Genomic DNA, 20,195 nt, shown 5'->3' with positions numbered 1-20,195 from the left:
TATATCATCAATTTATTGCAAAATCACTTTGCAGCAGCGTACCTGTCATAGGCATCCTGGTAGATCTTAAGAAGTTCTTCCATTCCGCAGCTGTTTGTAAGCTTGTCCTTGTAAGCTGCCCACTCTTCATCGCTTGGGCCGCCTTCCTTGAGCCAAAGGCCTTCCTGCTCTGCAACCGTGTTCTCAAAATCAGTCTTGTACATATCGATGGTCTCAAGCTCTTCGCTGGTGAATACACAGTCGATAGGATATGTAGAAGTGTCTTTTACCTGAGGCATCCAGAAGTCATAAAGATCTGTAAGTCTTTCGATGGCTCTGTCTTCCATGTTGAAGGTATCTTTATAGTAATGTGAGAGGATAAGCTTAGGTCCGTTAACCTCGTAGTAGCCCTTGAGCTCGCCGGCGCTCTTTCCATATTCTTCCCTTGACTGCTCGTCTGTAATAGAGTTCCATACACCGTTTGCGTCTTTTTCCTTGAAGTAAACACCGATAGGGCCGTACTGAAGCTGCATTACATTCTCACCCTGATACCAAAGGTCAAAGATTTTAGCGAGTTGCTGCACTACTCGGCACTGTATTTACGTACCAAGCAGTACTGCCGCAGACTTGACTAGCACTTTATGCTACTATAAAGCCCTACAATATCGGCTTCATTTTGCTGTATTCGTGCTGTCAGGAATATTCGATTGTGATTATGGCCCATAAAATGAGTCATTTTTGATGATGTTTGTTTTACTGAAGATTCAAAACCTTTTTCGCTATCCTGATGAATGGTTGCTGTCATTTGCTGTCAAAAAAACTGTCATTTAGATTTGCTGTCAAAACCGTTCCGGTTTAAAAAACATCATCCATCTTATCAGAAAGCAGTCCCATAATTTCATTGTTCTTTGTCTCACTTGGATCTGCATATATGTCCATCGTGGTCTCAACACTCTTATGTCCCATGATAGAGGTGATGACCTTCAGGTTCGTACATACTTCTACAAGTCTTGTAGCGAATGTATGCCTGCATATATGAAGTGAAAAATCCGGGAGCAGAACTGGGTCTCTCTTCTCTTTTAGTGCACGCTTTTCTTCTTCCGCATTGTAGTGTGCAACAATGCATTTGATCTCGCGATTAAGTGTCTGTGGATTATGAACTGTTGAATATTTGTTTAAGAAAACAAAATTTGAAAGTCCATCAATTACAGGCTGCTCATATTCGCATCCCTCAAGTTCTTCCTTAGCCATCTCGAATGCAAGCTTTACTGAGTCAAGCATTGGTATGAGTCTTGTTCCAGCATCAGTCTTTGGTCTGTGAACATGCATCCTGCAAATCTTCTCACCTCTCTTTTTGTAGTATGACAATGTATGATTAACGCTAATCGTGCGCTTCTCCATATCAATGTCGTCCCAGGTAAGGCCTACAAATTCTGCGGAATCATCACAGTGACTAAAAAAAAGATTTTGCTCAAAGCTCGCAACCGTGCGAGCCTTGAAATATCTGGGTTTCAAAAATCAGTCTTTTTTGACCAGTTTTCAAAAGTATCAAAAAAATCCATTAGTCATATTATTAATTTTTCCTTTTAACCCTATTCGCAGACCTAATATCCAGACTTATTTAAGGCATTTTTTGAACGCTTTTTCATTTTACAAAATCGGCCCATTCATACTCGATGTGATCTTCATATACCTTCACATACTTAATTATCTTTTTCAAGACCGCTGTATCAAATGAATCAAGCTTTCTTACCTCCGTAAGTGTTGTCTTAACATCAACACTTGCTGCAAGATTTCTGTTTGCTTCATAAGTCTTCTTATCTATTTCTGCAAGCTGATCTGCCAGTTCCATCTGCTTGGCACTGATTTTCTCAGACGCTTGCATATATGTATTCTTGGAGATTTTCCCCTCCCTGTACTGGTCATAGAGCTTAAGCTTCTTTATAGAAAGCTTCTCTGCTTTTTCGCGCAGCTCAGTGGTACCTTTCCATTCCCTTATATTGTGATTCCAGGTGGCGATGTCTTTCTTAAGCTGAACATTCGTCTCATCTGCTTTTTTCTTTGCTGTCGCAAGCACCTCTTCTTCAAAAGGATATCGCTTACGCTTTATGAGTTTACATTCAGGTAAGCCTGAGCTACTTGCTCTTGCGCACCTATAAGCCATATTGCTACCGGTAAATCCCATTGTTCTTCCACAAGAACCACAGATAAACAACCGCGGTTTTCCTGGCTCCATTCTCTTTTGTCCTTGACCAGTGAATGCTACTTCATTTGCCTTTTGGAAAAGCTCTTTACTTACAATTGCTTCATGAGTGTTTTCAACTACAATCCACTCACTTTCCGGAGTCCTCCTTTGACGATGAGAGCCAACTTCTAACCGCTTATACTTATTAGTAATGGTAGTTCCTATGTATACTTTATTTCGAAGCATGTCACTAATAGTAGTAATGGTCCAAAGTTTCTTTTCTTTTTCAATGACCCATTTTCTTCCATGCCCCTGTGATCTTTGATATTCTATGACTGTTGGAACACCATCATTGTTTAAATATGTGGCAATGGCGCTTTTATGTATGCCGGCTGCTGCCTCTTCGAAAATCCTTCTGACAATAGCCGCTGATTCTTCATCTATAATTAACTTGTGACAATTCTTAGGATCTTTCTTATAGCCATATGGCGCATGAGCTCCGACAAACAGGCCCTCCCTGGCCATGATGTTCCTCCCTGAAACCACTTTAAGTGAGAGATCTTTTGCATACATGGTATTCATATAGTTTTTAAATGCCATTTCCATTCCACCGGTCATGCCAATGTAATCATTGCTATCATAATTATCATTAACAGCGATGAAACGAACATGATACATTGGGAAAATTCTCTCCAAATAGTTCCCGCCTTCTATGTAGTTTCTGGCGAACCTGCTAAGATCTTTTACTATGACACAGCGAATGTTTCCACGCATAAGTTCTGTCATCATCAGATTAAACTGAGGCCTTCCAAAATTCATTCCCGAATACCCATCATCTGCATATTCCACAACAGTCATCCCTTCAAACTCCGGATGATTCTTTACAACCTGACGAAGCAATAATCTCTGATTCGTTATGCTATTACTCTCTCTTTTAACTACGTCATCATTATCCTCGTCTTCATCTGACAGCCTTATGTACAAAGCCACTATTGGATCAATTCTTTTCATTTTCTTTTTCCCTCTCTCTGGCAAACTTAACAAGATCAGCCAGCATGTCGTCATATACGAGCTCAACTTCAGCATTTCCATCTTCATCAATGCTTACCTTTTTAACAAAAGCATCAACCATTTTCTTGGTCAGAAGGCGCTTGTCCCTGAATGAATTGATTAAGTCATCCCACTCTTTATTTGTCTTATATTTAGTATCGTATCTTGCTCTGGCTTCAAACATTTCAGCATATTCTGCCTTATAATACTTTTCCCTCTCTTCGTATTCCTTCTTGAACTTAACATACTGTTCAGAATCAATGATCTTAGTAACATAGTCCTCATATAAACGCTGTCTGTCAGTTGCAAGTCTGTCCAATTCTTTTTGAAGGCGTTTCACTTCCTTATTGAAAATAGTGTACTGTTCAACATTATCTTTCCTGCTATTGATTTTCTTTATCAGTGCCAGGTTATCTGTATAAACATTGATATGTGTATGTATAACCCTAAGCACCTGATCATTAACTGTCATGTCCCATGTTGTATGAGGTGTGCAAAACTTTCTGTTTGAAGCATGGCCCGAACAGAAATAATTGACTCTGGCCCAGCCTTTTCCAATACTCATAGTTGATCCACAATCAGCACAGAAAATTTTTCCTTTAAAGAAATTGAGATGTCTTGCAGAATACTTTCCGGGACTAATGACTTCTTTTTCTCTTCTCTTCTTCGTTTCTTTTTCAGCCAGCTGATATGTGCGATAGCTGACTATTGCGGGATGCTCGTTGGGATTGATAATCCATTCTTCCTTAGGGTTTTCCCGCATAACTTTCTGTCCAATTTTGCTGGTATAGTATCTATTGTGAATACCATCACCGGTATAAGCTCTGTTATCAAGAATCTTTATTACGTTATGTCCCTGCCAATTTATTTTCTTGTATTTGGCACCTCTGAGAGATTTCCTGTATTCCTCAGGAGTCAGTGCGCCTTTATCATTTAATTCACGGGCAATTTCTGCACAGCTTTTCCCTGCTATGTACTCATCAAAAATAAGTCTTACATTATCAGCAACTTCTTCATCAATAATCATCTTGTGACTATCATCCGGATCCCTTTTGTAGCCATATGGAAGCTTTCCGGCAACACACTTTTGATCTTCCCATGCTGTTCTGTAAGATGCTCGTATCTTTTTCGATATGTCTCTTGCATACATCTCATTAAGAATATTGGTTACTCCAAGAAGCATAGAGCCATCGTTCTTATCCGAATCATAGTTATCATTAACTGCTATGAATCTAATGCCAAGGAATGGAAATATCCTCTCAATAAAATTGCCTGCGTCAACATAGTTTCTTCCAAGTCTTGAAAGATCCTTGACTATGATGCAGTTTATAAAGCCTTTTCTTGCATCATCCATCATCTCTTCAAAACCTGCGCGGTCAAAGTTGGTACCAGTCATAGAGATATCATAGTAATGCTTCTGGATAACTATATCTTCCTGTGTCTCAACAAACTTCTTACAGATAAGAACCTGATTCTCGATTGAGCCCCTCTCCCTATCCTCTTCTTTCTCACTGGATAGCCTGGCATATACACCGGCCCTGTAAACAGCAAATTCCGAAAGAGGCTTAAGTTCCTGCTTCGCGGGAATAACAACAACTTCTTCTTTTTCCTTTTCTTCCGGTTTGTAATCTATGCTAACTTTTCTACTTTTCCTTGCCATCTGTACTATCTCCTTCTATGTGATCGTCATTAAGTTCAACGTAGATGCTGTCTTTTCCATAAAACAGTATCTTTCTTACATATTTATCTATATGCTCCTGGGTTAGTTCCTCGATCCATAAGCCATATCTGAGTCTTAGAACATCTATCACAGCTTCGTTAATATACTTAAGATGTGCCGGTCGTGTGCCACAATTGGTAGCCTTAACATCTATACTTCGGCAACGATAAACTATGTAGTTCCCATCTGTTCTGTAGCTTCCAGGTCTTCCACATACACCGCAGAATATCTTTCCTTTATAGCAGTTGGTGGAAACACCATGTGTTCGTGGTCCTGAATATCCTTTAGGAAGTATCTTTCCCGCACTTATCTGAGCAATGCGTTCCTGTACTTCATCAAACATCTCCCTGGAAATAATAGGCTCATGCGTATTAGGGACAATTATCCAATCCTCTTTATCAAGATGTTGCTTTGCCCTTTCTTCATCAGGATGTTTCTTATGTTGCGTATGAACAGTATCTCCGGCATAGAACCTGCTTCTTAAGATTCTCCAGACAGTGCAGTCCTTCCAGTTATATCTGTCAGTAACTTGCCCTGTTCTCTGAAACACTTCATATGCTCTAGGAGACAACACATTCATTTCCTTGAGATCCCTTGCAATTTCATATGCCCTGTCATTTCTCAGATATCTCTCAAAAATGTTCTTCACAATAGGCGCTGTATCCGGATCAATATATAAACGATTGTCGATCCTGATGTATCCATAAGGAACAGGGCCCAGATGGTATTTACCTTCTTCCCAATTGCGGTTTCTGCTATCAAAGATATTCCTGCTAAGGGATCTTCTTACTGTCTCATCTGCCAAATGATATCTTCTTTTCCAGGTCCATTTGTTGTCCTTTTCAGAGTCATAATTATCTTTAACTGCTATCAGACGAACTTCCGCAAACGGACAGTACTTGGAAAGAAAATCCACTGCTTCCTGATAGTTGCGCCCAACCACTTCGATACTTCTGACAACAACGCAGTCAATCTTGTACTCATCGATATCATAGAGCAGCTTCTCAAAGACCTCGTTATCGCTGGATCTGTCCCCTGTATCCAGGTACTCCTCAACTACTTCAAAGTCCTTGTCCGCATCTAAAAAACTATGTATCGTCCGAAGCTGACGCTTCAGACTGTTATGCTTTTCCTCCTCATAAGATGAAGGATCATAGTGTGCATATACACCAACTTTATATTTTCGTTTCATCACTAAATTCTCCTGTAGCAAGCTGTATTCTGCCATTCTCATCTACACCGGTAATTTCTCCCTGCTTTTCAAGCGCGTAGATAAGCTGCTGGTACATGTCATCAAAGTTAAAAACCACTTCAACCTTGTTCTTATCATGAACAATAATCTTGTCTATAAGTTCAATAGCAGCAATTCTTGTAAGCTCCTGTATGTTCTGGTACTCTGCAAAATAATCAATCCACTTAAACTTATCTGATCGGTTCTCGATAATGTCTCTGATCTCATGCTCGTAGGTTCGTATCATTTCCTCAGCATTTCTGGCCCTTTTGTTATAGGATTCGTAAAGCTCGTTATACTCTTCCTGAGATACCGTGCCATCCTTAAGATCTTCATACAGAAGATTTCTATGTTCTTTGCATCTCCTAAGCTCCTTGATCTTAAGTTCCTTCTTCTTTTCAATTTCCTTTATATCTATCTCCTGAAGAGGAACATCCTTCAGATACTTAAGGATTCTCTGAATATCAAGAATGTTTTCTATAAAGGTCTGTATCACTTTAAGTACGATCGATTCCAACTTTTCCTGTCGAATTCTGTGACTTGAGCACTTTTTTGTCTTTTTATTTGTGTTGCATAAATAGTAGTGATACTCTCTTCCTGCTACCGGAATATTCTTTTTTACCATGCCCAATCCGCAATCAGGGCATATAACAAGCCCACTCAGCGGATATACTACTTCCTCATAAGGTGATGTCCTGGTGTCCATGCCAAGTAATCTCTGTACCAGATCAAACTCTCTTTTCCCAATAATAGGTTCGTGATTATCCTTGCATACTGTCCATTCATTCTCCGGCTTAACATAGTGCTTTTTTACCTTATGGTTTGGGGTAGTTACTTTCCCCTGAATCAAATCCCCGACATATATGCGATTAGTAAGAATTATCCTAACCGAACCTGGATTCCAGGGACAATGCTCATCCTTGGCATAAGGACTCGTGTAGTTCATCCCCTTCGACCTCTTATAAGCATATGGTGAAGGAATCTTTTTATTCTCCAGATGAATTGCTATACGATTGATGCTCATGCCATTGAGTTTTAATTTATAAATCTCTCTGACAACCATCGCCGCTTCTTCATCGATAATAGCTTTGTACTTATCCTCAGGATCCTTCATATATCCATAAGGAAGAAAAGAGCTTACAACCTTTCCATCCTTCCTCTTGGCCTCAAGGCTGCTCCTGATCTTGATTGAGATATCTCTACAATAGGAATCATTCAAAAGATTCTTGAAAGATATCAGAAGATCATTCTGCTGATCATTGATACTGTCCACGTTATCTGTGATAGCAATGAACCTTACTCCCAGTGCCGGGAATATTCTCTCCAGGTAATTACCGGAGTCTATGTATTCACGTCCAAATCTTGAAAGATCTTTTACAATAACGCAGTCAACGACGCCTCTTCTTATATCCTCGATCATCAACTGGAACTGAGGCCTGTCAAAGTTACTGCCTGTATAGCCATCATCTACTCGTTCTGAAACAAGGATGATGTCATCTTTGTCCTTAAGGAATTGTTTGATCATCGCCTTCTGGGTAGAAATACTGTTGCTTTCTGCCTTCTTGGCGTTGGAAACATCACCGTCCTCCTGAGAAAGCCTCAGGTACATGGCGGCGTGATAGATTCTTTTAGAATAGTTCATATGTTGCCTCCTTCAATTCATTCGTATATGTATTAAAGCTGGCAACACCGGTGTTTTAGAAAGTTAACTTCTTGCTTTACGCAAACAGTAACATAAACACCTGGTATACACCAGCTTGTCGATTCTCACCTCATGACATCAGAAGCAAATTTTCAAAAGCATCTTCAAAAGATACTCCGTTGTTTGCAAATCTGATCTTCACTTTTGTATCTCCAACCTTCACCAGGTATGGATTTCCTGCTGCCCTAAGAAACTGTTTCTTCCTTCTTTCCTGTGTTCTGTTCCTATCAATCCTGATCTTGCTGATGTCTACCAACTTATCCAGGCTCACGTCATCAAAATCTTCTTCCAAAAATTTCTTATGCTCTTCTGCTGTCATACACCCTCCTACGGCGCTTCAACACTCTCCGGAACATAAAACCCCAGATGTGCCTTAACTGCTTCTTCTACTCCCTTTAGTTCCTTTTTCTTCAGTCTCCCCAGGTACCTGATAACGCGCTGTTTGGATATGGTCTCAACACATTCTCCAAGTGCTGTAGATCTCAGGTCCAAGCCTCTGACGTTTACCAGTTCATAATGAGTAGGCTGATCCGGCTTCTTATCCTTGGATGTCACCGGGACAATAGTTATGTTCGGAGAAAAGAAATTTCCGACATCATTCTGCAAAACAATGACAGGTCTAACTCCACCCTGTTCGCTCCCGATTCTTTCACCAAGATCAGCCATGTAGATATCGCCTCTGCGATAACTCCAGTCTTCTCTTAACATTTAGCCTCTCCTTCCCAAATGTATTTATAGGAACGGAATCTGTTCCTATGTAAAACGACCGGCATGTGATATACCGGTCGCACCAATTTTTATATGATGTTCCTCATATTCGCCCTCGGCCCCCTGAGCGGACTAAATAGTCCTGGGAAATCATCAGGCGGCTGTAGCTACAGCTCCATGGGAATCTCACCCCTCCGCGGTTCTCGCCAAGCAGTCCATCGACTGAAGTCTCATTATCTCTGCATCTTTCATTGCCTCCCCGGTTGCTGTCCGGTTGTCGCAGTTGCGCTTCCTCGCACATGGCGAGCGGCTGCTTCGGCTGACGTTGTCACATCTGATGCAGGATCGTACCTGATGAATGACTATTCGGTTTTGAAGGTTCGTGAAGGGGAATTATTAACCCCTTCACTTATTTGGACTGGGAGAACTAAATCGTTCGGGTGTTTTTGAGATTTTTTTACTCTGCCTCATCCATAAGAGCCTTCAATTTCTTAAGTCCAGCGCTGACAGACTCATGAACTGTAGACTTTGCGTGCCCTTCCTTATTTGCAATTTCTCCAATAGAAAGTCCATCAAAGAAATGCATTTCAATTCTTCTTTTCTGAACATTTGGAAGCTTCGACATAGCAGCAAACAGCTTCTCTTTATCAAGATGATCACTGACAACATCGAACAGATTGTCTTGAATAAGCTCTTCATGACACATCTCAGTTACGCCTTCTTCATAACCAAAAGCATCAACTGATCGTTTCTGTCTCTTTGCATGCTTATCTTCATTCCTGCAAAACTCCTTCATTGCATCACCTTCGGCAACTGATAACACAACGTATGGGATATATGGCTTCAACTCATCTCCATACAGCTTCTCGATTTCTCTTGCGCTAAGATCTGATATCACTGCATACTTTTCAGATCCTACAAATCCCGGGTACTCATATCTAAGATCGATTACCGAGTACTCCACCGTTGCCGCTCCTTTTGTTCCTGTCATTTTGTCCTCGCTTTCCGGTCACAAGGCAGGAACAGAATATGAGCAACAGCCTTATCTCTGAGGTTCATGGAACAAAAAAGCGCAGAGAACAAAAGGGTACAGACATACGCTTTTCCATCCCATTTCTGGAATTAAGAAAAACTGTATGTTCATATCCTGTTCACTGCGCTTCATGAACCTATATGAAATTTGTTAGTTACCTGGGAGCCTTAGACTCCCATAGAAAGCCGCATGAACTGTAGCCTTCTATGGAAACCAAGGCAAAAAAATAAGCCTGACAAAGTAAAGAGAAAAGTCTCTCTAAACTTCGTCAGGCGTTGGTCGCTATGATCTCTCATGCGCCGATTTGCTCAGTACGAACTGATCTGTGATGGAAGCTGACTGCAATTACCGCCTTGCAGATGGAGCATTTGATCTTGATGATACCCTCTACTGCAGTCGGATCTGCATCAAACAACCTTTTATTTTTACAACATGGACAAGCCACATGCACTTCATGCATTCATTTCGCCTCCTTTACAGAAGCCAGCTAAAAGGGAATGTCAAACTGACCGTTGATTATAGTTTCATTTTCCTTTGCACTTATGTCCGTGAACTTGTACCTAAGATAGCGATAAATAAATTATACCGAACAGGTGTTCTTGCGTCAATTATTATTTATATCTATCTTCGCAAACATTCTAACGAAGTATTATTCAGTTTTTTCCAAATAAAAAAGCAGAGCAAAACAGAATACCAATTAAGGTATTTCTCTGTTTTGCTCCGCCTTCCAACGATTCTATGTCGTTCCTAGCCGCCTAAGCAAACTCTAACTGAGTGCCGCATCCATTCACTATTACTGATCCGATGCCAGATACACACAGCGCATTACGATGTTCAGTTTGCATCAGCAAGGATCCTTATGCTGCCTGCTTTCGTCTGTCCTTATAGACAAGTGGTATCCATCTTACTACCCTTATCACCAGCCTATTGTGACACTTGGGACACTTCTGAATAATCCTTCCATTATCCATCTCGATATCACATACCCAGCCCCCGCACAAATGGCAGTGTACCGATGTCATCTCCCTTCTCTGAACTCTTACTACATTTGTTTTGTTACTCATGTTTCCCTCCATAAAAACTTTTCTTACTGAACGTTATTCTATCACGAAAGGAAACGAAAATTTCATCAACATTATCCACGTAAATCCATCGTCCTACATGGTCCTCCACGAACCGCCACTTTACAATCAAAAAATAAAAAGAAGCTTATAATTCATAGTCTGGAGGATCTATAAGCCCTGCTGCAATGTCCTCTTTTTCTCTCTTAAGGGCATACTCATAGATAAGCGCTCCATATAACGCAATCGCATCCTTCTTCCTTCTGCCATAGGTTCCTTCAGACATATGCAGTTCTCTCTGCATAGAAGCATCAATCCTGCCTTCTCCTTCGAGATACACCTGTCTCAATATGGCAACCATATCCTTGCCATCTGGCACCATGACCATCATCTTAGTCAATAGTTTTTCGGACTTCTCCGCATACCACGAAGAACAGGCAACTGCATAAGCAAACAATGTTCTGTCTAATTCCGAGAACATCTCCGGCTTTTTAACCATGTCTATGAATCTTCTTCGTATTCCCTGTTTTGTTCCATCGATAGAAACAAGCTCCATGATGTCATCCCTTTTACCAATTCCAGCACAGTACTGCATCAACAGCGGTTTAATCAAAACTACCATAAAATCATAATCAATCTTAAGCTGTGCGCAGAAGTTCAAAATAATTTTGTGTGATGATAGCCTATTCCTTGGCATTTGAGTACCTCCTCTCCCATAAGAAAAAAATAAGACCAGGCATATTAGCACACACTAATACGTCTGGTCAGTTACCACTTTTTGTTTTTACTTTAAGCAAACGTGTAACATAAGCCATTATTACATCAAGTAGTCGTTCCTCATCATCTGCATTTCTTCTAACAAATTCATTGAATTCAACTTCTATATCTTTAATTTCAGAGCTCTGATTACTACTAATACCAAATGCAATGTAAGCTAAATCCAAGTTTATATTTGGATCTTCTCCTACCTTTTGCAATCTCCATAAATGAATAGGTCTTTTTCCTGCTTCCATCTTTTTGTAATGGTCTAGCCCTACTCCCATACTTACAGAGATCTGCTCCTGGGTATACTTCTTTGCTTTTCGATCTTCTTTTAATCTTTTTGCCGCTTTTGCATTAAGCACCGCTTCTTCAGGACTCATAGACTTACTCTCCTCATATAAATAATCCCACAAAATGATGTTTTCATGGAGGTGCTATCAAGTCGCATAAAGCAGCCTATTTGCACCCCTACAATAAAAAATCCCAGTACAAGTCATATCACACTTGTACTAGGATCTTCATTCATAAAAGAGTCCTCACTCAAAGTTTGACGAAGAAGCATAAGGTCATCTATAAACAAGGTCAATGCTGCCATTGTTCTACGCTGTATTGCAAATGTATAACAATAGTCGTATAATATATTCAAGAAGAAGGAGGTATTCAACATGGCACAATCTACTATAAGCGTAAGATTAAACAGTGAAGATAAAAAACAGTTTGAAGAGTTCTGCGAACAAACTGGCATGAATATATCCGTCGCCATTACTATGTTTGTAAAGAGCGTTATCCGTGAGCAGAAGCTCCCCTTTGAGGTTAAAGCTGATCCATTTTACAGTGAAGAGAATATGACTGCACTTAAAAGATCAATTAAACAGCTCGATTCCAGAAAAGGAAAAATACATGATATTATCGAGGTGGATGAGTGAACAAGATTTGGTCTGATGACGCATGGGATGATTATATATACTGGCAGGGACAGGACAAGAAGACTCTAAGAAAAATCAATGAGCTCATTAAGGACATTAACAGAAACGGATACAAGTGCAAAGGGAAGCCCGAGCCTCTCAAAGGCGATTTATCCGGATTCTGGAGCGTTCATATTGATGAAAAAAACAGACTAGTATTTAGGATATCGGATGCTGGACTAGAAATTGCCCAGTGCAGAACACATTATAAGGATAAGTAAATTAAAACGACCTGGTGGACTATCATATCCGCCAGGTCGTTTTTCGTTTATACAAACCCTTTTGCCGAGTACTATTTATGTAAAGAGCTTTCTTCCAGCCCAGATACAGATGCAAGCACCTACTGTTGAAACAATAAGGCTGCCAATCATTCCAGTGGCAGTAAATCCAAGAACCTTAAATACCAGGCCTCCTACAAATCCACCGCCGATACCAAGAAGAATATTCTTGATCATTCCTGACTTTTCACTCATTAGCTTGCTGGCAAGAAGTCCAGCGATTGCACCAAGTATAAGTCCCCAGATAAGTCCCATAGCATTTCCCTCCATTCTTAATAAGTGTTATCTATTCTCAACTGGACTGATTACCGGCTTACCATCCCTGTCCAGCATGTGTGTAAGTCCTCCAGCATATCCACTTGCATGGAATATGTAGTTAACGCCTGTGTCCTGGTCTACCCAGATTTCTGTTACATTAACTGTTCCCTGTGAATAAACCTTTTTAAATCTTTTGTCCATTGTCATGTCTTTGTCCTCTTTCTCAACCATGTGTCATATTTATCTGGTTGATGATATCATTATATTTGAGACGGTATCTCGAATATATAACTATGTTTGTGTCTGGAAAATGTATATTCCACCATTTCAGCGAAATATGAGTCGAAATGGCTGACCGCTGATCAAAGAGAGGTTATAACCATGAGCGAGAATAATACAGAAAACAATAAAAACAATAAAAGCAGCATTACTGCAGGCGCTACTGCACTGATATCAGTACTTGCTGTACCGGTAACATTACTTGCAGGACTACTCTTATCCAATAAGCGCAAAAAATGACTGTATTACCAATTTCTGCATCTTTACGCATTTTGGGGTAATATCTTTTCAAAGACAGAATACTTGTAGAAAATATAAATCGTAGCTTGATTCAAATAAAAAGAATCAGCTCCAAATCCATCTCTGAATTCTTTGCTGATTCTCTCTTTTTCTTTCTTGCGGTTATAGGCCTTTCCATTCGGAACGCTTCTTGTTACGGGATTAATATCTCCCCAGGTGCGTCTCTGTCTGGAATGGTACTCTTTTTGCTGTTTCTTACTTCGTTTATCTAGCGAAACATATTTGCTCATTGTCTTTCCTCCGTTTCTTCCTTCTGAACCTTTTTGTTATATTTTGATGCTGGAATACCGAACAGTAAACATACCGGTATTATCGTAGCAACCAAAACAAGAATCAATAAAATCTGTGCCGTCATTATTATAAGCCCTCCAACATTTTTGATGTTGAAATCATTGTATCTTAAGTTGTAGGGATTATATATCTCTGAGTTGGTAATTACCTGGCATCTAATTTACTAACTGTGCAAATCAAATTCCCATTACAACGCTTATGCACGATAATGTGCTTTAAGACTAGCAAATGGCGCAATGGATTGCCTATAGGTCACAAATCCCAAGATATTTTTCTTTTGTCAAAGACAAACCATCCATTTAAGTACTCTTCTACTTCATTTATATACTCTCTTAATCCATAAAGATAATCACTTGCTGTCATTCCATCAAAATAGCTCTCTATTAATCCATAAAAAAGTATATCTGGACGATATGATTTCTCATCTATGAATGCTACGTCATCATGAACTAAATCATAATGTGCCATACAGTTTCTGAGTTCAGAAGGAAAAAATATCTTACCCCTCTTTACAAAATCACTTATTCCGGCTAAATCCACACCGCTTTCATCAAACTCAAAATGACGTTCTATAACCCTTAACATATTCCATATGCCATGTGAAATAACATACTCGCATCTAATTGTCCAAGTGTTGTCCCCACATAATTCTCGCAAAAGGTACTTGCTCATGCCTATTAAACTAAGCATATGTAAAAATATAAGATTCAGCCCTTTGTTCTCAGGATGTACCATAAATGTCGCTGGTATATTCGTATTGTAATCAATATATCCAACCTTAAATTCTATAAAATTACTATTAGTATTGGTCCTTAGCCTCTGCTTTGCTAACATCATTATTCTACTAATGGTTACTCCCATTTTTCTCCCTAATTTATAAGAGTCAACTTCAGTATTATTGGCAGTAACGTCAGCTTTAAACAAATAAAAATTGACCAATTGAGTGTTTCCAAGCACATGACCTTGTTCATCAAAATAAACGCCAAGATTATAATGAATATTCATCGTTTTCAAAGAATCAAATGCTAACAAGCCTTTAAAATACTCATCTTGTTCGTTGTCTGATGAAAGAAAAGCTTTTTCTGCTTTGGTATATTTATCACCAAAGACTTTTATAGCATTTCTCAAATCAGCAATTTGCTTATCAACAGATTCATCCATTAACTTTTTGTTATAAAACTCCTGTGCTTCACGGCAATACAGCCCAACAAATGGAAGCAATAGAATTGAAATAATCGCCTTATAAGGTGCATCTAAAACAAGAGTAGTTATGATTTGCCCATCTGAAGCAATCATTTTTTCTGTACTTTTATATAATTTTAAATAATACTTTTTACTCATTCCCCCCATTACACGTTACTCCTGCACTCGCATGCATAATCAAAAACTGGGAACCACTGAAACTCAGAATCCCCCTTTAGATACAGTGGATGTCTGGGATTCCCCCACCTGGTTGTTGTTCCAAGGTAGTACCACTCAGCCTCTTTTATCGTATCCTGAATGTCATAAAGGGTGTTGCCAAGGTAATCCCTCGAATCAATGAGATCTCCCCATGCAGCCCATACCTTATCTATGAAATATGACTTCTGAAGAGCCTCCAGGACCTTCAGGTTCTTCTCGATGAGTTTTTTGTCCGCCTTGGCAGGCAGATCATCAGGGTTCGTTGCCCTGAGCGGGTAAAGATTCGCCATGATCCAGCCATCGCAGCAAGGATCCTTTTGAACAAACTTCCTTACTCTTTTAATTGTCGGGTCAAGATTGTTCTCTCCTGCAGAAGCTGTGCTGGGATTCACGCCAAACACAAGCATGTTCCTTCTGCCAGGTTGCCCCAGAAGATATCTCTCCTTCTCATCCCCAATGTAAAGCCATCCGCTTGGAATATCTTCCTGTTTTTCAAGCCATGCCGGAATATCATCCAGCATTCTTTTATCTATTCTCATGTCATTTCCCCGTTAAAATTTTATCTGTATTTAATACTAATTTCAGTGAAATAATGATACGATTAGTTCACCTCTTGTAAGGATTTTGGGATGTCCTTACATATCATAAGAATAGGCTGATGCTGACCGTTTCAGGTACCCTCGCATCAGCCTTTTTTCGTACCGTAATTACTCACTATCTTCATAGCGGCTTTTCTTTTCCCTGCAAATGTAATCCCAACTGCAATCTCCGCAGATATCTCCGCGGATACCCGCATCTATTATCTTCTCTCTGACAAGTCCTATGAATTTGGCAAAAGAGATCTCGCTTCCATCAGAAAGTTCGCAGGCACTCAGCACTTCCTCATCGTATCGCCGTACTTTCTCCTGGGTAGTGCATACGCTGCCTTCATTGTTCGGGCAGTTCTCGCATACAATATCTGTTTCAGCCTTCAACACCACCTTCTGCTCCGGGTCCGCTTCAAGCTCTTTTATCACCCGTCCCATGTGGTCCGTGAAATCAGCACTGTAGCCCTTGCCTTCATAGAACTGAAGGCACATCCCATGGTGGGGTCTTAAACAATTATTCATTTCATCCCTCATCCGGCTTCTGTCCATCATGTGCCTTCCACGCACACTCTGTCAGGGCTATGTTTGTAAACTCTGCGGTAAAAGAGCTGTCTTCCGGCGAACATGCATATATTCCAAATCTCACCTTGCCAGCACCCTCATGCATATGGCAAACTCTCATCTGTTTCCACTTATTTCCATCATCTGAGCACTCGATACAGTAATCATCTTCCCTGCGGCTCAGCCTATACCACATAGACTTCACTGACGCAGGAATCTCAGTAGTTGCCCAGTCAGAATAACCGTGGTTGGTAACAACTGATCCAAGGTGCTGGAACTCCTCGTTCTCATACTCAATTGAGCCCTTAAGCCAGTTCTCACTATCCAGGTACATCACAACTCCGCACTGATCAAAGCGGTGATGGCTGTCAGCAAAATCTGTTTTCACCACAAAGGAAAAGAACTTCTCCTCTGTCTCCATTTGAAACACAGGAGCATTATCATTCCTGAAATGATAGTACGTCCTCTGCCACAGATCTGTATGTGGCAATGTCGTCACAGTAATCTTATCCTCTGTCACGCTGTAACTCTTCGGTTCTCTGGTCCAAGTGAATTTCAACATATCTCATTCTCCCTCATCCGGCAATTAAAAACTGTGCGCTCATAGTATACCGATTTAAGTTATCCCCTTTGCTGCTAGCTCCTGAATCCAAAACTGTCTTGGTTATCTTATATGTTCCAGGTTCAAGATTTCCGTAAAGCCATTCCCAGTTAGTTTCAATCTCAGCTTCCCCATTCTTTGGAATATTGTAGCCGATATCAGTAAAAACTCCATTATCAATTATCATCGGAACAGCTTCCCACTTCTCACCTTCAAGTTTTTCAAGTGTGTAGTCTTCTCCATATATCAGCTCGCCGGTATTCTTATCTTCGTATTGCCTGAAATGAACAGTCAGTCCTGAGGTCGTCACATTACTCACACTCATCATGAGCCCAATAGCCTCAACTTCAGAATCTGAAATGTACTGTCCTATTCCGCCTTCAGTCTTGCTGGTATCAAACTTAAGTGTATCCAAAATGGTATCTGCTTCTTCCCACATATGGCTTATCCAGGAATCGCAGTCTATGCTCTGGGCAACTATCTGCGGACGCTCATCTCCAAAAGTAATGAAATCCCAATGCTCATGATCATCATATGTGCCAGCATGCGCAGTATATCCCGCTAATGTAATCTCTTCCTGGGAAAGTCCTGTTCCGCAAACGCCAAAACTGTCTGAGCAAAAGAGCTCTATCTGCCCTGCATCTGCAGATTTTGGTTTTAGTATCAATCCGTATAAACCATAAGTGAGCTTCCCATCATCCACTGCAGAAATATCCGCTGTCCATCCTTCCGGAACAACTACAGACATCTCTCCATAGGGTCCGCCCACTGAAACTGTCTGCTTCTCATATGCGCTTCCCGTGGCAAAAGAGCTCCATTCGCTGTAAACTCTCTCGGCTCCGTTGCCTTTAAATGCCCTTACTCTTATTCTGAAATCGAAATAATCCTGGGCACTGGTAACATAAGTATTATCGGCAATCTCAACAGTTTCAGGTTCTCTGTATTCCTTCTCTGAATAGTACTTATTCTCCTCAGAAACTTCGTATCCTTCAGCACCCTCAACCGGATCCCACTCGAAAACAACCTCTGCACAGTCTTCTCCCGGTCTCAAAATGCCGTCTTTAACCGCAGGCACGCCAAGACTATCAACTTCAACTGTTTCCGGTTCACTCACTGTGCTGGAAGCAGCTCCGCTATCTGCCACTTTATTGTTTCCACATCCAACAGCGGCAATCGTCATAAGCATTACCATAGCAACACATAATCTTTTCATACGGCTCCTCCATTGCTTAGTGCAATCACTCATCCTCCAGATCCCAGGGGTCTATATCAAGCTCAGCCTTGATACGGGTCTGCTTGCCGTCTCTATTCTGGAATGGGAACTCAATTATTTTCTTTTCCTTTTCAGCTACCATCCCCAGCTGTTCATTGATTTCCATCTTTGCCAGCTGCTCTTCTGTATAATCATCCAGGAAAAGACAATCCGTATCCCAGAAGCATATATCAAGGTATGCACGCAGATCCTCGTAGCAGTTAACCAGATACTCAGCAGTTTCCTCAAGTTCTTCGCTTTCAAATTCTCCCTTATAAGATTCAAGAGCGGCTTTTTTTACTACACTGCGGTCGGGCTCAGGAATTCTTTCTACTGTGGTGAGTTCTTCGTCATCGTCAAAATCATCTCCAAAAAAATCATCCTCGTCATCGCCGAGATCCTCATCAAAGTCTTCATCAAAGCCATCCAGCATATCATCCTCAAAATCATCGAAAAGGCCATCCTCGATATCCTGGTTGATCATATCTACTTCGCCAATCTCGCTCTCGATAATGCTGTAGAGAACATATTCCGTTGTAATATCCGGCACATACTCTTTCTTTGCCCTGAGAAGCTTGTAAAGTCCAAAGAACTTCTTGTTTGCCTTTTCCAAAGGATAATTATCCGGAAGATAAGACATAGAAACAGCAGCTGCAAACTCATCATCAAGCATAAGCTCTTTTAAATCCACGAGCTCATCAAAACTCTTTGTAGACGCACTCTGGTCAAGTTCACCTCTCTGAGCCATTCCCCAGACAACTTCATCGAGAATAATATCCTCCATGATCTCCAGAAGCCTGTAATTTACAAATTCAGTAATTATCTTATCCGCTTTTTCATCCCCAATACGATTAGGTAATTGAAGCATTCTTCATTTCCTCCTTTGGCCACTCTGAGCCAACATCTAATCTATTCTCCGTAAGCCAGTCATCTTCCACTGACACAAATTTCTCATTACCGGCATCATCCACAAGAGTGACTGATACCTTGGGCTTCTGCCCCGGCTGTAGTTCTTCGCAGCCATAATCTCCATCAAAGATCTGCTTTATCTTCATCACTTAACAACCGCTTTAAAAGCTGCTCCTTATTCTCTATAAACATCTTTGTAATCTGATAACTGTCTGTGTCCTCATAATCAATCGGATGAATCTGACCATCATCAAAGCTTAATATCTCCGCTCCCGGAATTCCTAACAGTATCGGAGAGTGCGTTACCATAATGAACTGTGAATCCTCTTTTGCGCAGTTTACAATCTCAAGTAAAAGAGTCAGCTGCCTCTGTGGAGACAACGCTGCTTCAGGCTCATCCAAAAGATAAATCCCCTGACCCTGGAAATTATTCTGTACCAGTTTTAGGAAGCTCTCACCATGAGACTTCTCATGGTATTGCTGCGGCACACCACCCCATTTGCTATACTCCACTTCAGCAGATGCCACATTGTAAAAGCTCTCCGCTCTTAGGAAATATCCCCATTTGGGCTTTCTGATTCCTCTGGAAAGCTTAATTGCATCGCACAATTCAGAGTGCGAATCATACGTTGAAAAGCTGTAATTCTTGGTTCCGCCTTCAGGGTTAAAACCGTAGTTCACAGCAATCGCTTCCAGCATGGTGGACTTTCCACTACCATTTTCGCCAACAAATATCGTGATTTTATTATTAAAAGAAAGATAGTCCAGACCTTTGATTGCCTCTATCCCGCGAAGGTAACTGCCTCCATCTATCTTATCCCAGTCAATGCTTACACCTTGAATTGGCAAGCTCATTTTCTCATCTAAAAAATCCACGTGCACCTCAAAAATTTTAACAATTTCATCACAACACTTTAAGCTTCGTTTAAAGTTGGTGTCTTATGATAAAACCATCAAGAAGAACAAAGCTTCTTGATCCCCACACACAACACTTTTTCATATTCATAACACACATCCCTTCGGCCCCCACACACCGAAGGGTCCTCCCTACAATAGTGCCGCTGGTCTTTTCTCATATAAAA

At 40.7% G+C, this 20,195-nt stretch carries 28 protein-coding genes; 3 read left to right on the top strand and 25 right to left on the bottom strand.

Annotated features, from left to right (window positions below; all coding sequences use genetic code 11):
• Nucleotides 1-23: 23 nt before the first annotated feature.
• The 13 genes from BM086_RS14500 to BM086_RS14445 all read right to left on the bottom strand — a co-directional run bounded on the left by BM086_RS14500 (nt 24) and on the right by BM086_RS14445 (nt 11,811).
• Nucleotides 24-512 carry a hypothetical protein gene (locus BM086_RS14500; protein ID WP_092328081.1) on the bottom strand — a complete coding sequence of 163 codons (489 nt, stop codon included), beginning with the start codon at nt 510-512 and terminating at the stop codon, nt 24-26.
• 322 nt (nt 513-834) lie between these two features.
• Nucleotides 835-1,494, bottom strand: a complete 660-nt coding sequence (locus tag BM086_RS14495; RefSeq protein ID WP_092328078.1) for a site-specific integrase — start codon at nt 1,492-1,494, stop codon at nt 835-837.
• Between the two features lie 130 nt (nt 1,495-1,624).
• A complete protein-coding gene (locus tag BM086_RS14490) occupies nt 1,625-3,175 on the bottom strand; it encodes a recombinase family protein (RefSeq protein ID WP_175560296.1) in 1,551 nt (516 codons plus the stop codon).
• On the bottom strand, nt 3,162-4,874 hold the full coding sequence (locus tag BM086_RS14485; RefSeq protein ID WP_092328071.1) for a recombinase family protein: 1,713 nt from the start codon (nt 4,872-4,874) through the stop codon (nt 3,162-3,164). The genes BM086_RS14490 and BM086_RS14485 overlap by 14 nt, the downstream gene beginning before the upstream one ends.
• On the bottom strand, nt 4,858-6,126 hold the full coding sequence (locus BM086_RS14480) for a recombinase family protein (RefSeq protein ID WP_175560295.1): 1,269 nt from the start codon (nt 6,124-6,126) through the stop codon (nt 4,858-4,860). Before BM086_RS14480 ends, BM086_RS14485 begins: the two co-directional genes overlap by 17 nt.
• On the bottom strand, nt 6,110-7,807 hold the full coding sequence (locus tag BM086_RS14475) for a recombinase family protein (protein WP_092328065.1): 1,698 nt from the start codon (nt 7,805-7,807) through the stop codon (nt 6,110-6,112). The genes BM086_RS14480 and BM086_RS14475 overlap by 17 nt, the downstream gene beginning before the upstream one ends.
• A 130-nt stretch (nt 7,808-7,937) precedes the next feature.
• The gene (locus BM086_RS14470; protein WP_092328062.1) at nt 7,938-8,186 is read right to left on the bottom strand and encodes a DUF6870 family protein; all 249 of its coding nucleotides are present in this window, start codon (nt 8,184-8,186) and stop codon (nt 7,938-7,940) included.
• Nucleotides 8,187-8,194: 8 nt separating this feature from the next.
• Nucleotides 8,195-8,575 (bottom strand): type II toxin-antitoxin system PemK/MazF family toxin, encoded by a 381-nt coding sequence (locus BM086_RS14465; protein ID WP_092328059.1) that lies wholly within the window; start codon nt 8,573-8,575, stop codon nt 8,195-8,197.
• 457 nt (nt 8,576-9,032) lie between these two features.
• Nucleotides 9,033-9,566 carry an RNA polymerase sigma factor gene (locus BM086_RS14460; RefSeq protein ID WP_092328056.1) on the bottom strand — a complete coding sequence of 178 codons (534 nt, stop codon included), beginning with the start codon at nt 9,564-9,566 and terminating at the stop codon, nt 9,033-9,035.
• A 334-nt stretch (nt 9,567-9,900) separates the two neighbouring features.
• Entirely contained in the window at nt 9,901-10,068 is a 168-nt protein-coding gene (locus BM086_RS21030; protein ID WP_175560294.1) for a hypothetical protein, read from the bottom strand.
• Between the two features lie 397 nt (nt 10,069-10,465).
• On the bottom strand, nt 10,466-10,672 hold the full coding sequence (locus tag BM086_RS14455; RefSeq protein ID WP_092328054.1) for a hypothetical protein: 207 nt from the start codon (nt 10,670-10,672) through the stop codon (nt 10,466-10,468).
• A 145-nt stretch (nt 10,673-10,817) separates the two neighbouring features.
• On the bottom strand, nt 10,818-11,366 hold the full coding sequence (locus tag BM086_RS14450; protein ID WP_092328051.1) for a hypothetical protein: 549 nt from the start codon (nt 11,364-11,366) through the stop codon (nt 10,818-10,820).
• 67 nt (nt 11,367-11,433) lie between these two features.
• Entirely contained in the window at nt 11,434-11,811 is a 378-nt protein-coding gene (locus BM086_RS14445; protein ID WP_092328049.1) for a helix-turn-helix domain-containing protein, read from the bottom strand.
• A 285-nt stretch (nt 11,812-12,096) separates the two neighbouring features.
• Between BM086_RS14445 and BM086_RS14440 the strand changes: the two genes are divergently transcribed.
• A complete protein-coding gene (locus tag BM086_RS14440; protein WP_092328046.1) occupies nt 12,097-12,357 on the top strand; it encodes a type II toxin-antitoxin system RelB/DinJ family antitoxin in 261 nt (86 codons plus the stop codon).
• Nucleotides 12,354-12,617 (top strand): Txe/YoeB family addiction module toxin, encoded by a 264-nt coding sequence (locus tag BM086_RS14435; RefSeq protein WP_092328043.1) that lies wholly within the window; start codon nt 12,354-12,356, stop codon nt 12,615-12,617. Before BM086_RS14440 ends, BM086_RS14435 begins: the two co-directional genes overlap by 4 nt.
• 75 nt (nt 12,618-12,692) lie before the next feature.
• On the opposite strand, the gene BM086_RS14430 is transcribed toward BM086_RS14435, so the two are convergent.
• Together BM086_RS14430 and BM086_RS14425 are read right to left on the bottom strand one after the other, a co-directional pair.
• Nucleotides 12,693-12,929 carry a GlsB/YeaQ/YmgE family stress response membrane protein gene (locus BM086_RS14430; RefSeq protein WP_092328040.1) on the bottom strand — a complete coding sequence of 79 codons (237 nt, stop codon included), beginning with the start codon at nt 12,927-12,929 and terminating at the stop codon, nt 12,693-12,695.
• A 27-nt stretch (nt 12,930-12,956) separates the two neighbouring features.
• The gene (locus tag BM086_RS14425) at nt 12,957-13,139 is read right to left on the bottom strand and encodes a DUF6440 family protein (RefSeq protein ID WP_092328037.1); all 183 of its coding nucleotides are present in this window, start codon (nt 13,137-13,139) and stop codon (nt 12,957-12,959) included.
• 174 nt (nt 13,140-13,313) lie between these two features.
• Between BM086_RS14425 and BM086_RS21025 the strand changes: the two genes are divergently transcribed.
• The gene (locus tag BM086_RS21025) at nt 13,314-13,451 is read left to right on the top strand and encodes a hypothetical protein (protein WP_175560293.1); all 138 of its coding nucleotides are present in this window, start codon (nt 13,314-13,316) and stop codon (nt 13,449-13,451) included.
• Between the two features lie 23 nt (nt 13,452-13,474).
• Here BM086_RS21025 and BM086_RS14420 read toward each other — a convergent pair whose 3' ends face one another.
• The 10 genes from BM086_RS14420 to BM086_RS14380 all read right to left on the bottom strand — a co-directional run bounded on the left by BM086_RS14420 (nt 13,475) and on the right by BM086_RS14380 (nt 19,968).
• Nucleotides 13,475-13,741 (bottom strand): hypothetical protein, encoded by a 267-nt coding sequence (locus BM086_RS14420; RefSeq protein WP_092328035.1) that lies wholly within the window; start codon nt 13,739-13,741, stop codon nt 13,475-13,477.
• The gene (locus tag BM086_RS21675) at nt 13,738-13,866 is read right to left on the bottom strand and encodes a hypothetical protein (protein ID WP_255367840.1); all 129 of its coding nucleotides are present in this window, start codon (nt 13,864-13,866) and stop codon (nt 13,738-13,740) included. Before BM086_RS21675 ends, BM086_RS14420 begins: the two co-directional genes overlap by 4 nt.
• Before the next feature lie 188 nt (nt 13,867-14,054).
• Nucleotides 14,055-15,152, bottom strand: coding sequence for a hypothetical protein (locus tag BM086_RS14415; RefSeq protein ID WP_092328032.1), 1,098 nt, complete (start codon nt 15,150-15,152; stop codon nt 14,055-14,057).
• Nucleotides 15,152-15,742: a DUF1643 domain-containing protein gene (locus tag BM086_RS14410; protein WP_092328029.1), complete on the bottom strand. Its 591-nt coding sequence runs from the start codon at nt 15,740-15,742 to the stop codon at nt 15,152-15,154. Before BM086_RS14410 ends, BM086_RS14415 begins: the two co-directional genes overlap by 1 nt.
• 168 nt (nt 15,743-15,910) lie before the next feature.
• Nucleotides 15,911-16,312 (bottom strand): DUF1284 domain-containing protein, encoded by a 402-nt coding sequence (locus BM086_RS14405; RefSeq protein ID WP_175560292.1) that lies wholly within the window; start codon nt 16,310-16,312, stop codon nt 15,911-15,913.
• A 1-nt stretch (nt 16,313) separates the two neighbouring features.
• The gene (locus BM086_RS14400; protein WP_092328023.1) at nt 16,314-16,913 is read right to left on the bottom strand and encodes a DUF1349 domain-containing protein; all 600 of its coding nucleotides are present in this window, start codon (nt 16,911-16,913) and stop codon (nt 16,314-16,316) included.
• Nucleotides 16,914-16,926: 13 nt separating this feature from the next.
• Nucleotides 16,927-18,165, bottom strand: coding sequence for an immunoglobulin-like domain-containing protein (locus tag BM086_RS14395; protein WP_092328020.1), 1,239 nt, complete (start codon nt 18,163-18,165; stop codon nt 16,927-16,929).
• A 25-nt stretch (nt 18,166-18,190) separates the two neighbouring features.
• Nucleotides 18,191-19,072: a hypothetical protein gene (locus tag BM086_RS14390; protein WP_092328017.1), complete on the bottom strand. Its 882-nt coding sequence runs from the start codon at nt 19,070-19,072 to the stop codon at nt 18,191-18,193.
• The gene (locus BM086_RS14385; RefSeq protein ID WP_242952221.1) at nt 19,056-19,259 is read right to left on the bottom strand and encodes a hypothetical protein; all 204 of its coding nucleotides are present in this window, start codon (nt 19,257-19,259) and stop codon (nt 19,056-19,058) included. The genes BM086_RS14390 and BM086_RS14385 overlap by 17 nt, the downstream gene beginning before the upstream one ends.
• A complete protein-coding gene (locus tag BM086_RS14380; RefSeq protein ID WP_092328173.1) occupies nt 19,237-19,968 on the bottom strand; it encodes an AAA family ATPase in 732 nt (243 codons plus the stop codon). Before BM086_RS14380 ends, BM086_RS14385 begins: the two co-directional genes overlap by 23 nt.
• Nucleotides 19,969-20,195: the final 227 nt, after the last annotated feature.

Source organism: Butyrivibrio sp. YAB3001 (assembly GCF_900112195.1).
GTDB lineage: Bacteria > Bacillota > Clostridia > Lachnospirales > Lachnospiraceae > Butyrivibrio.
Note: the sequence above shows the minus strand (reverse complement) of the source record. Positions and strands in the feature narration are given on the sequence as shown.

Bases quoted from the DNA above. Each gene is read 5' to 3' on its own strand.
- BM086_RS14500 (WP_092328081.1), bottom strand. From the start codon at position 512: ATGCAGCTTCAGTACGGCCCTATCGGTGTTTACTTCAAGGAAAAAGAC.
- BM086_RS14490 (WP_175560296.1), bottom strand. From the start codon at position 3,175: ATGAAAAGAATTGATCCAATAGTGGCTTTGTACATAAGGCTGTCAGAT.
- BM086_RS14485 (WP_092328071.1), bottom strand. From the start codon at position 4,874: ATGGCAAGGAAAAGTAGAAAAGTTAGCATAGATTACAAACCGGAAGAA.
- BM086_RS14480 (WP_175560295.1), bottom strand. From the start codon at position 6,126: ATGAAACGAAAATATAAAGTTGGTGTATATGCACACTATGATCCTTCA.
- BM086_RS14475 (WP_092328065.1), bottom strand. From the start codon at position 7,807: ATGAACTATTCTAAAAGAATCTATCACGCCGCCATGTACCTGAGGCTT.
- BM086_RS14470 (WP_092328062.1), bottom strand. From the start codon at position 8,186: ATGACAGCAGAAGAGCATAAGAAATTTTTGGAAGAAGATTTTGATGAC.
- BM086_RS14465 (WP_092328059.1), bottom strand. From the start codon at position 8,575: ATGTTAAGAGAAGACTGGAGTTATCGCAGAGGCGATATCTACATGGCT.
- BM086_RS14460 (WP_092328056.1), bottom strand. From the start codon at position 9,566: ATGACAGGAACAAAAGGAGCGGCAACGGTGGAGTACTCGGTAATCGAT.
- BM086_RS21030 (WP_175560294.1), bottom strand. From the start codon at position 10,068: ATGCATGAAGTGCATGTGGCTTGTCCATGTTGTAAAAATAAAAGGTTG.
- BM086_RS14455 (WP_092328054.1), bottom strand. From the start codon at position 10,672: ATGAGTAACAAAACAAATGTAGTAAGAGTTCAGAGAAGGGAGATGACA.
- BM086_RS14450 (WP_092328051.1), bottom strand. From the start codon at position 11,366: ATGCCAAGGAATAGGCTATCATCACACAAAATTATTTTGAACTTCTGC.
- BM086_RS14445 (WP_092328049.1), bottom strand. From the start codon at position 11,811: ATGAGTCCTGAAGAAGCGGTGCTTAATGCAAAAGCGGCAAAAAGATTA.
- BM086_RS14440 (WP_092328046.1), top strand. From the start codon at position 12,097: ATGGCACAATCTACTATAAGCGTAAGATTAAACAGTGAAGATAAAAAA.
- BM086_RS14430 (WP_092328040.1), bottom strand. From the start codon at position 12,929: ATGGGACTTATCTGGGGACTTATACTTGGTGCAATCGCTGGACTTCTT.
- BM086_RS14425 (WP_092328037.1), bottom strand. From the start codon at position 13,139: ATGACAATGGACAAAAGATTTAAAAAGGTTTATTCACAGGGAACAGTT.
- BM086_RS21025 (WP_175560293.1), top strand. From the start codon at position 13,314: ATGAGCGAGAATAATACAGAAAACAATAAAAACAATAAAAGCAGCATT.
- BM086_RS14420 (WP_092328035.1), bottom strand. From the start codon at position 13,741: ATGAGCAAATATGTTTCGCTAGATAAACGAAGTAAGAAACAGCAAAAA.
- BM086_RS21675 (WP_255367840.1), bottom strand. From the start codon at position 13,866: ATGACGGCACAGATTTTATTGATTCTTGTTTTGGTTGCTACGATAATA.
- BM086_RS14415 (WP_092328032.1), bottom strand. From the start codon at position 15,152: ATGGGGGGAATGAGTAAAAAGTATTATTTAAAATTATATAAAAGTACA.
- BM086_RS14410 (WP_092328029.1), bottom strand. From the start codon at position 15,742: ATGAGAATAGATAAAAGAATGCTGGATGATATTCCGGCATGGCTTGAA.
- BM086_RS14405 (WP_175560292.1), bottom strand. From the start codon at position 16,312: ATGAATAATTGTTTAAGACCCCACCATGGGATGTGCCTTCAGTTCTAT.
- BM086_RS14400 (WP_092328023.1), bottom strand. From the start codon at position 16,913: ATGTTGAAATTCACTTGGACCAGAGAACCGAAGAGTTACAGCGTGACA.
- BM086_RS14395 (WP_092328020.1), bottom strand. From the start codon at position 18,165: ATGAAAAGATTATGTGTTGCTATGGTAATGCTTATGACGATTGCCGCT.
- BM086_RS14390 (WP_092328017.1), bottom strand. From the start codon at position 19,072: ATGCTTCAATTACCTAATCGTATTGGGGATGAAAAAGCGGATAAGATA.
- BM086_RS14385 (WP_242952221.1), bottom strand. From the start codon at position 19,259: ATGAAGATAAAGCAGATCTTTGATGGAGATTATGGCTGCGAAGAACTA.
- BM086_RS14380 (WP_092328173.1), bottom strand. From the start codon at position 19,968: ATGAGCTTGCCAATTCAAGGTGTAAGCATTGACTGGGATAAGATAGAT.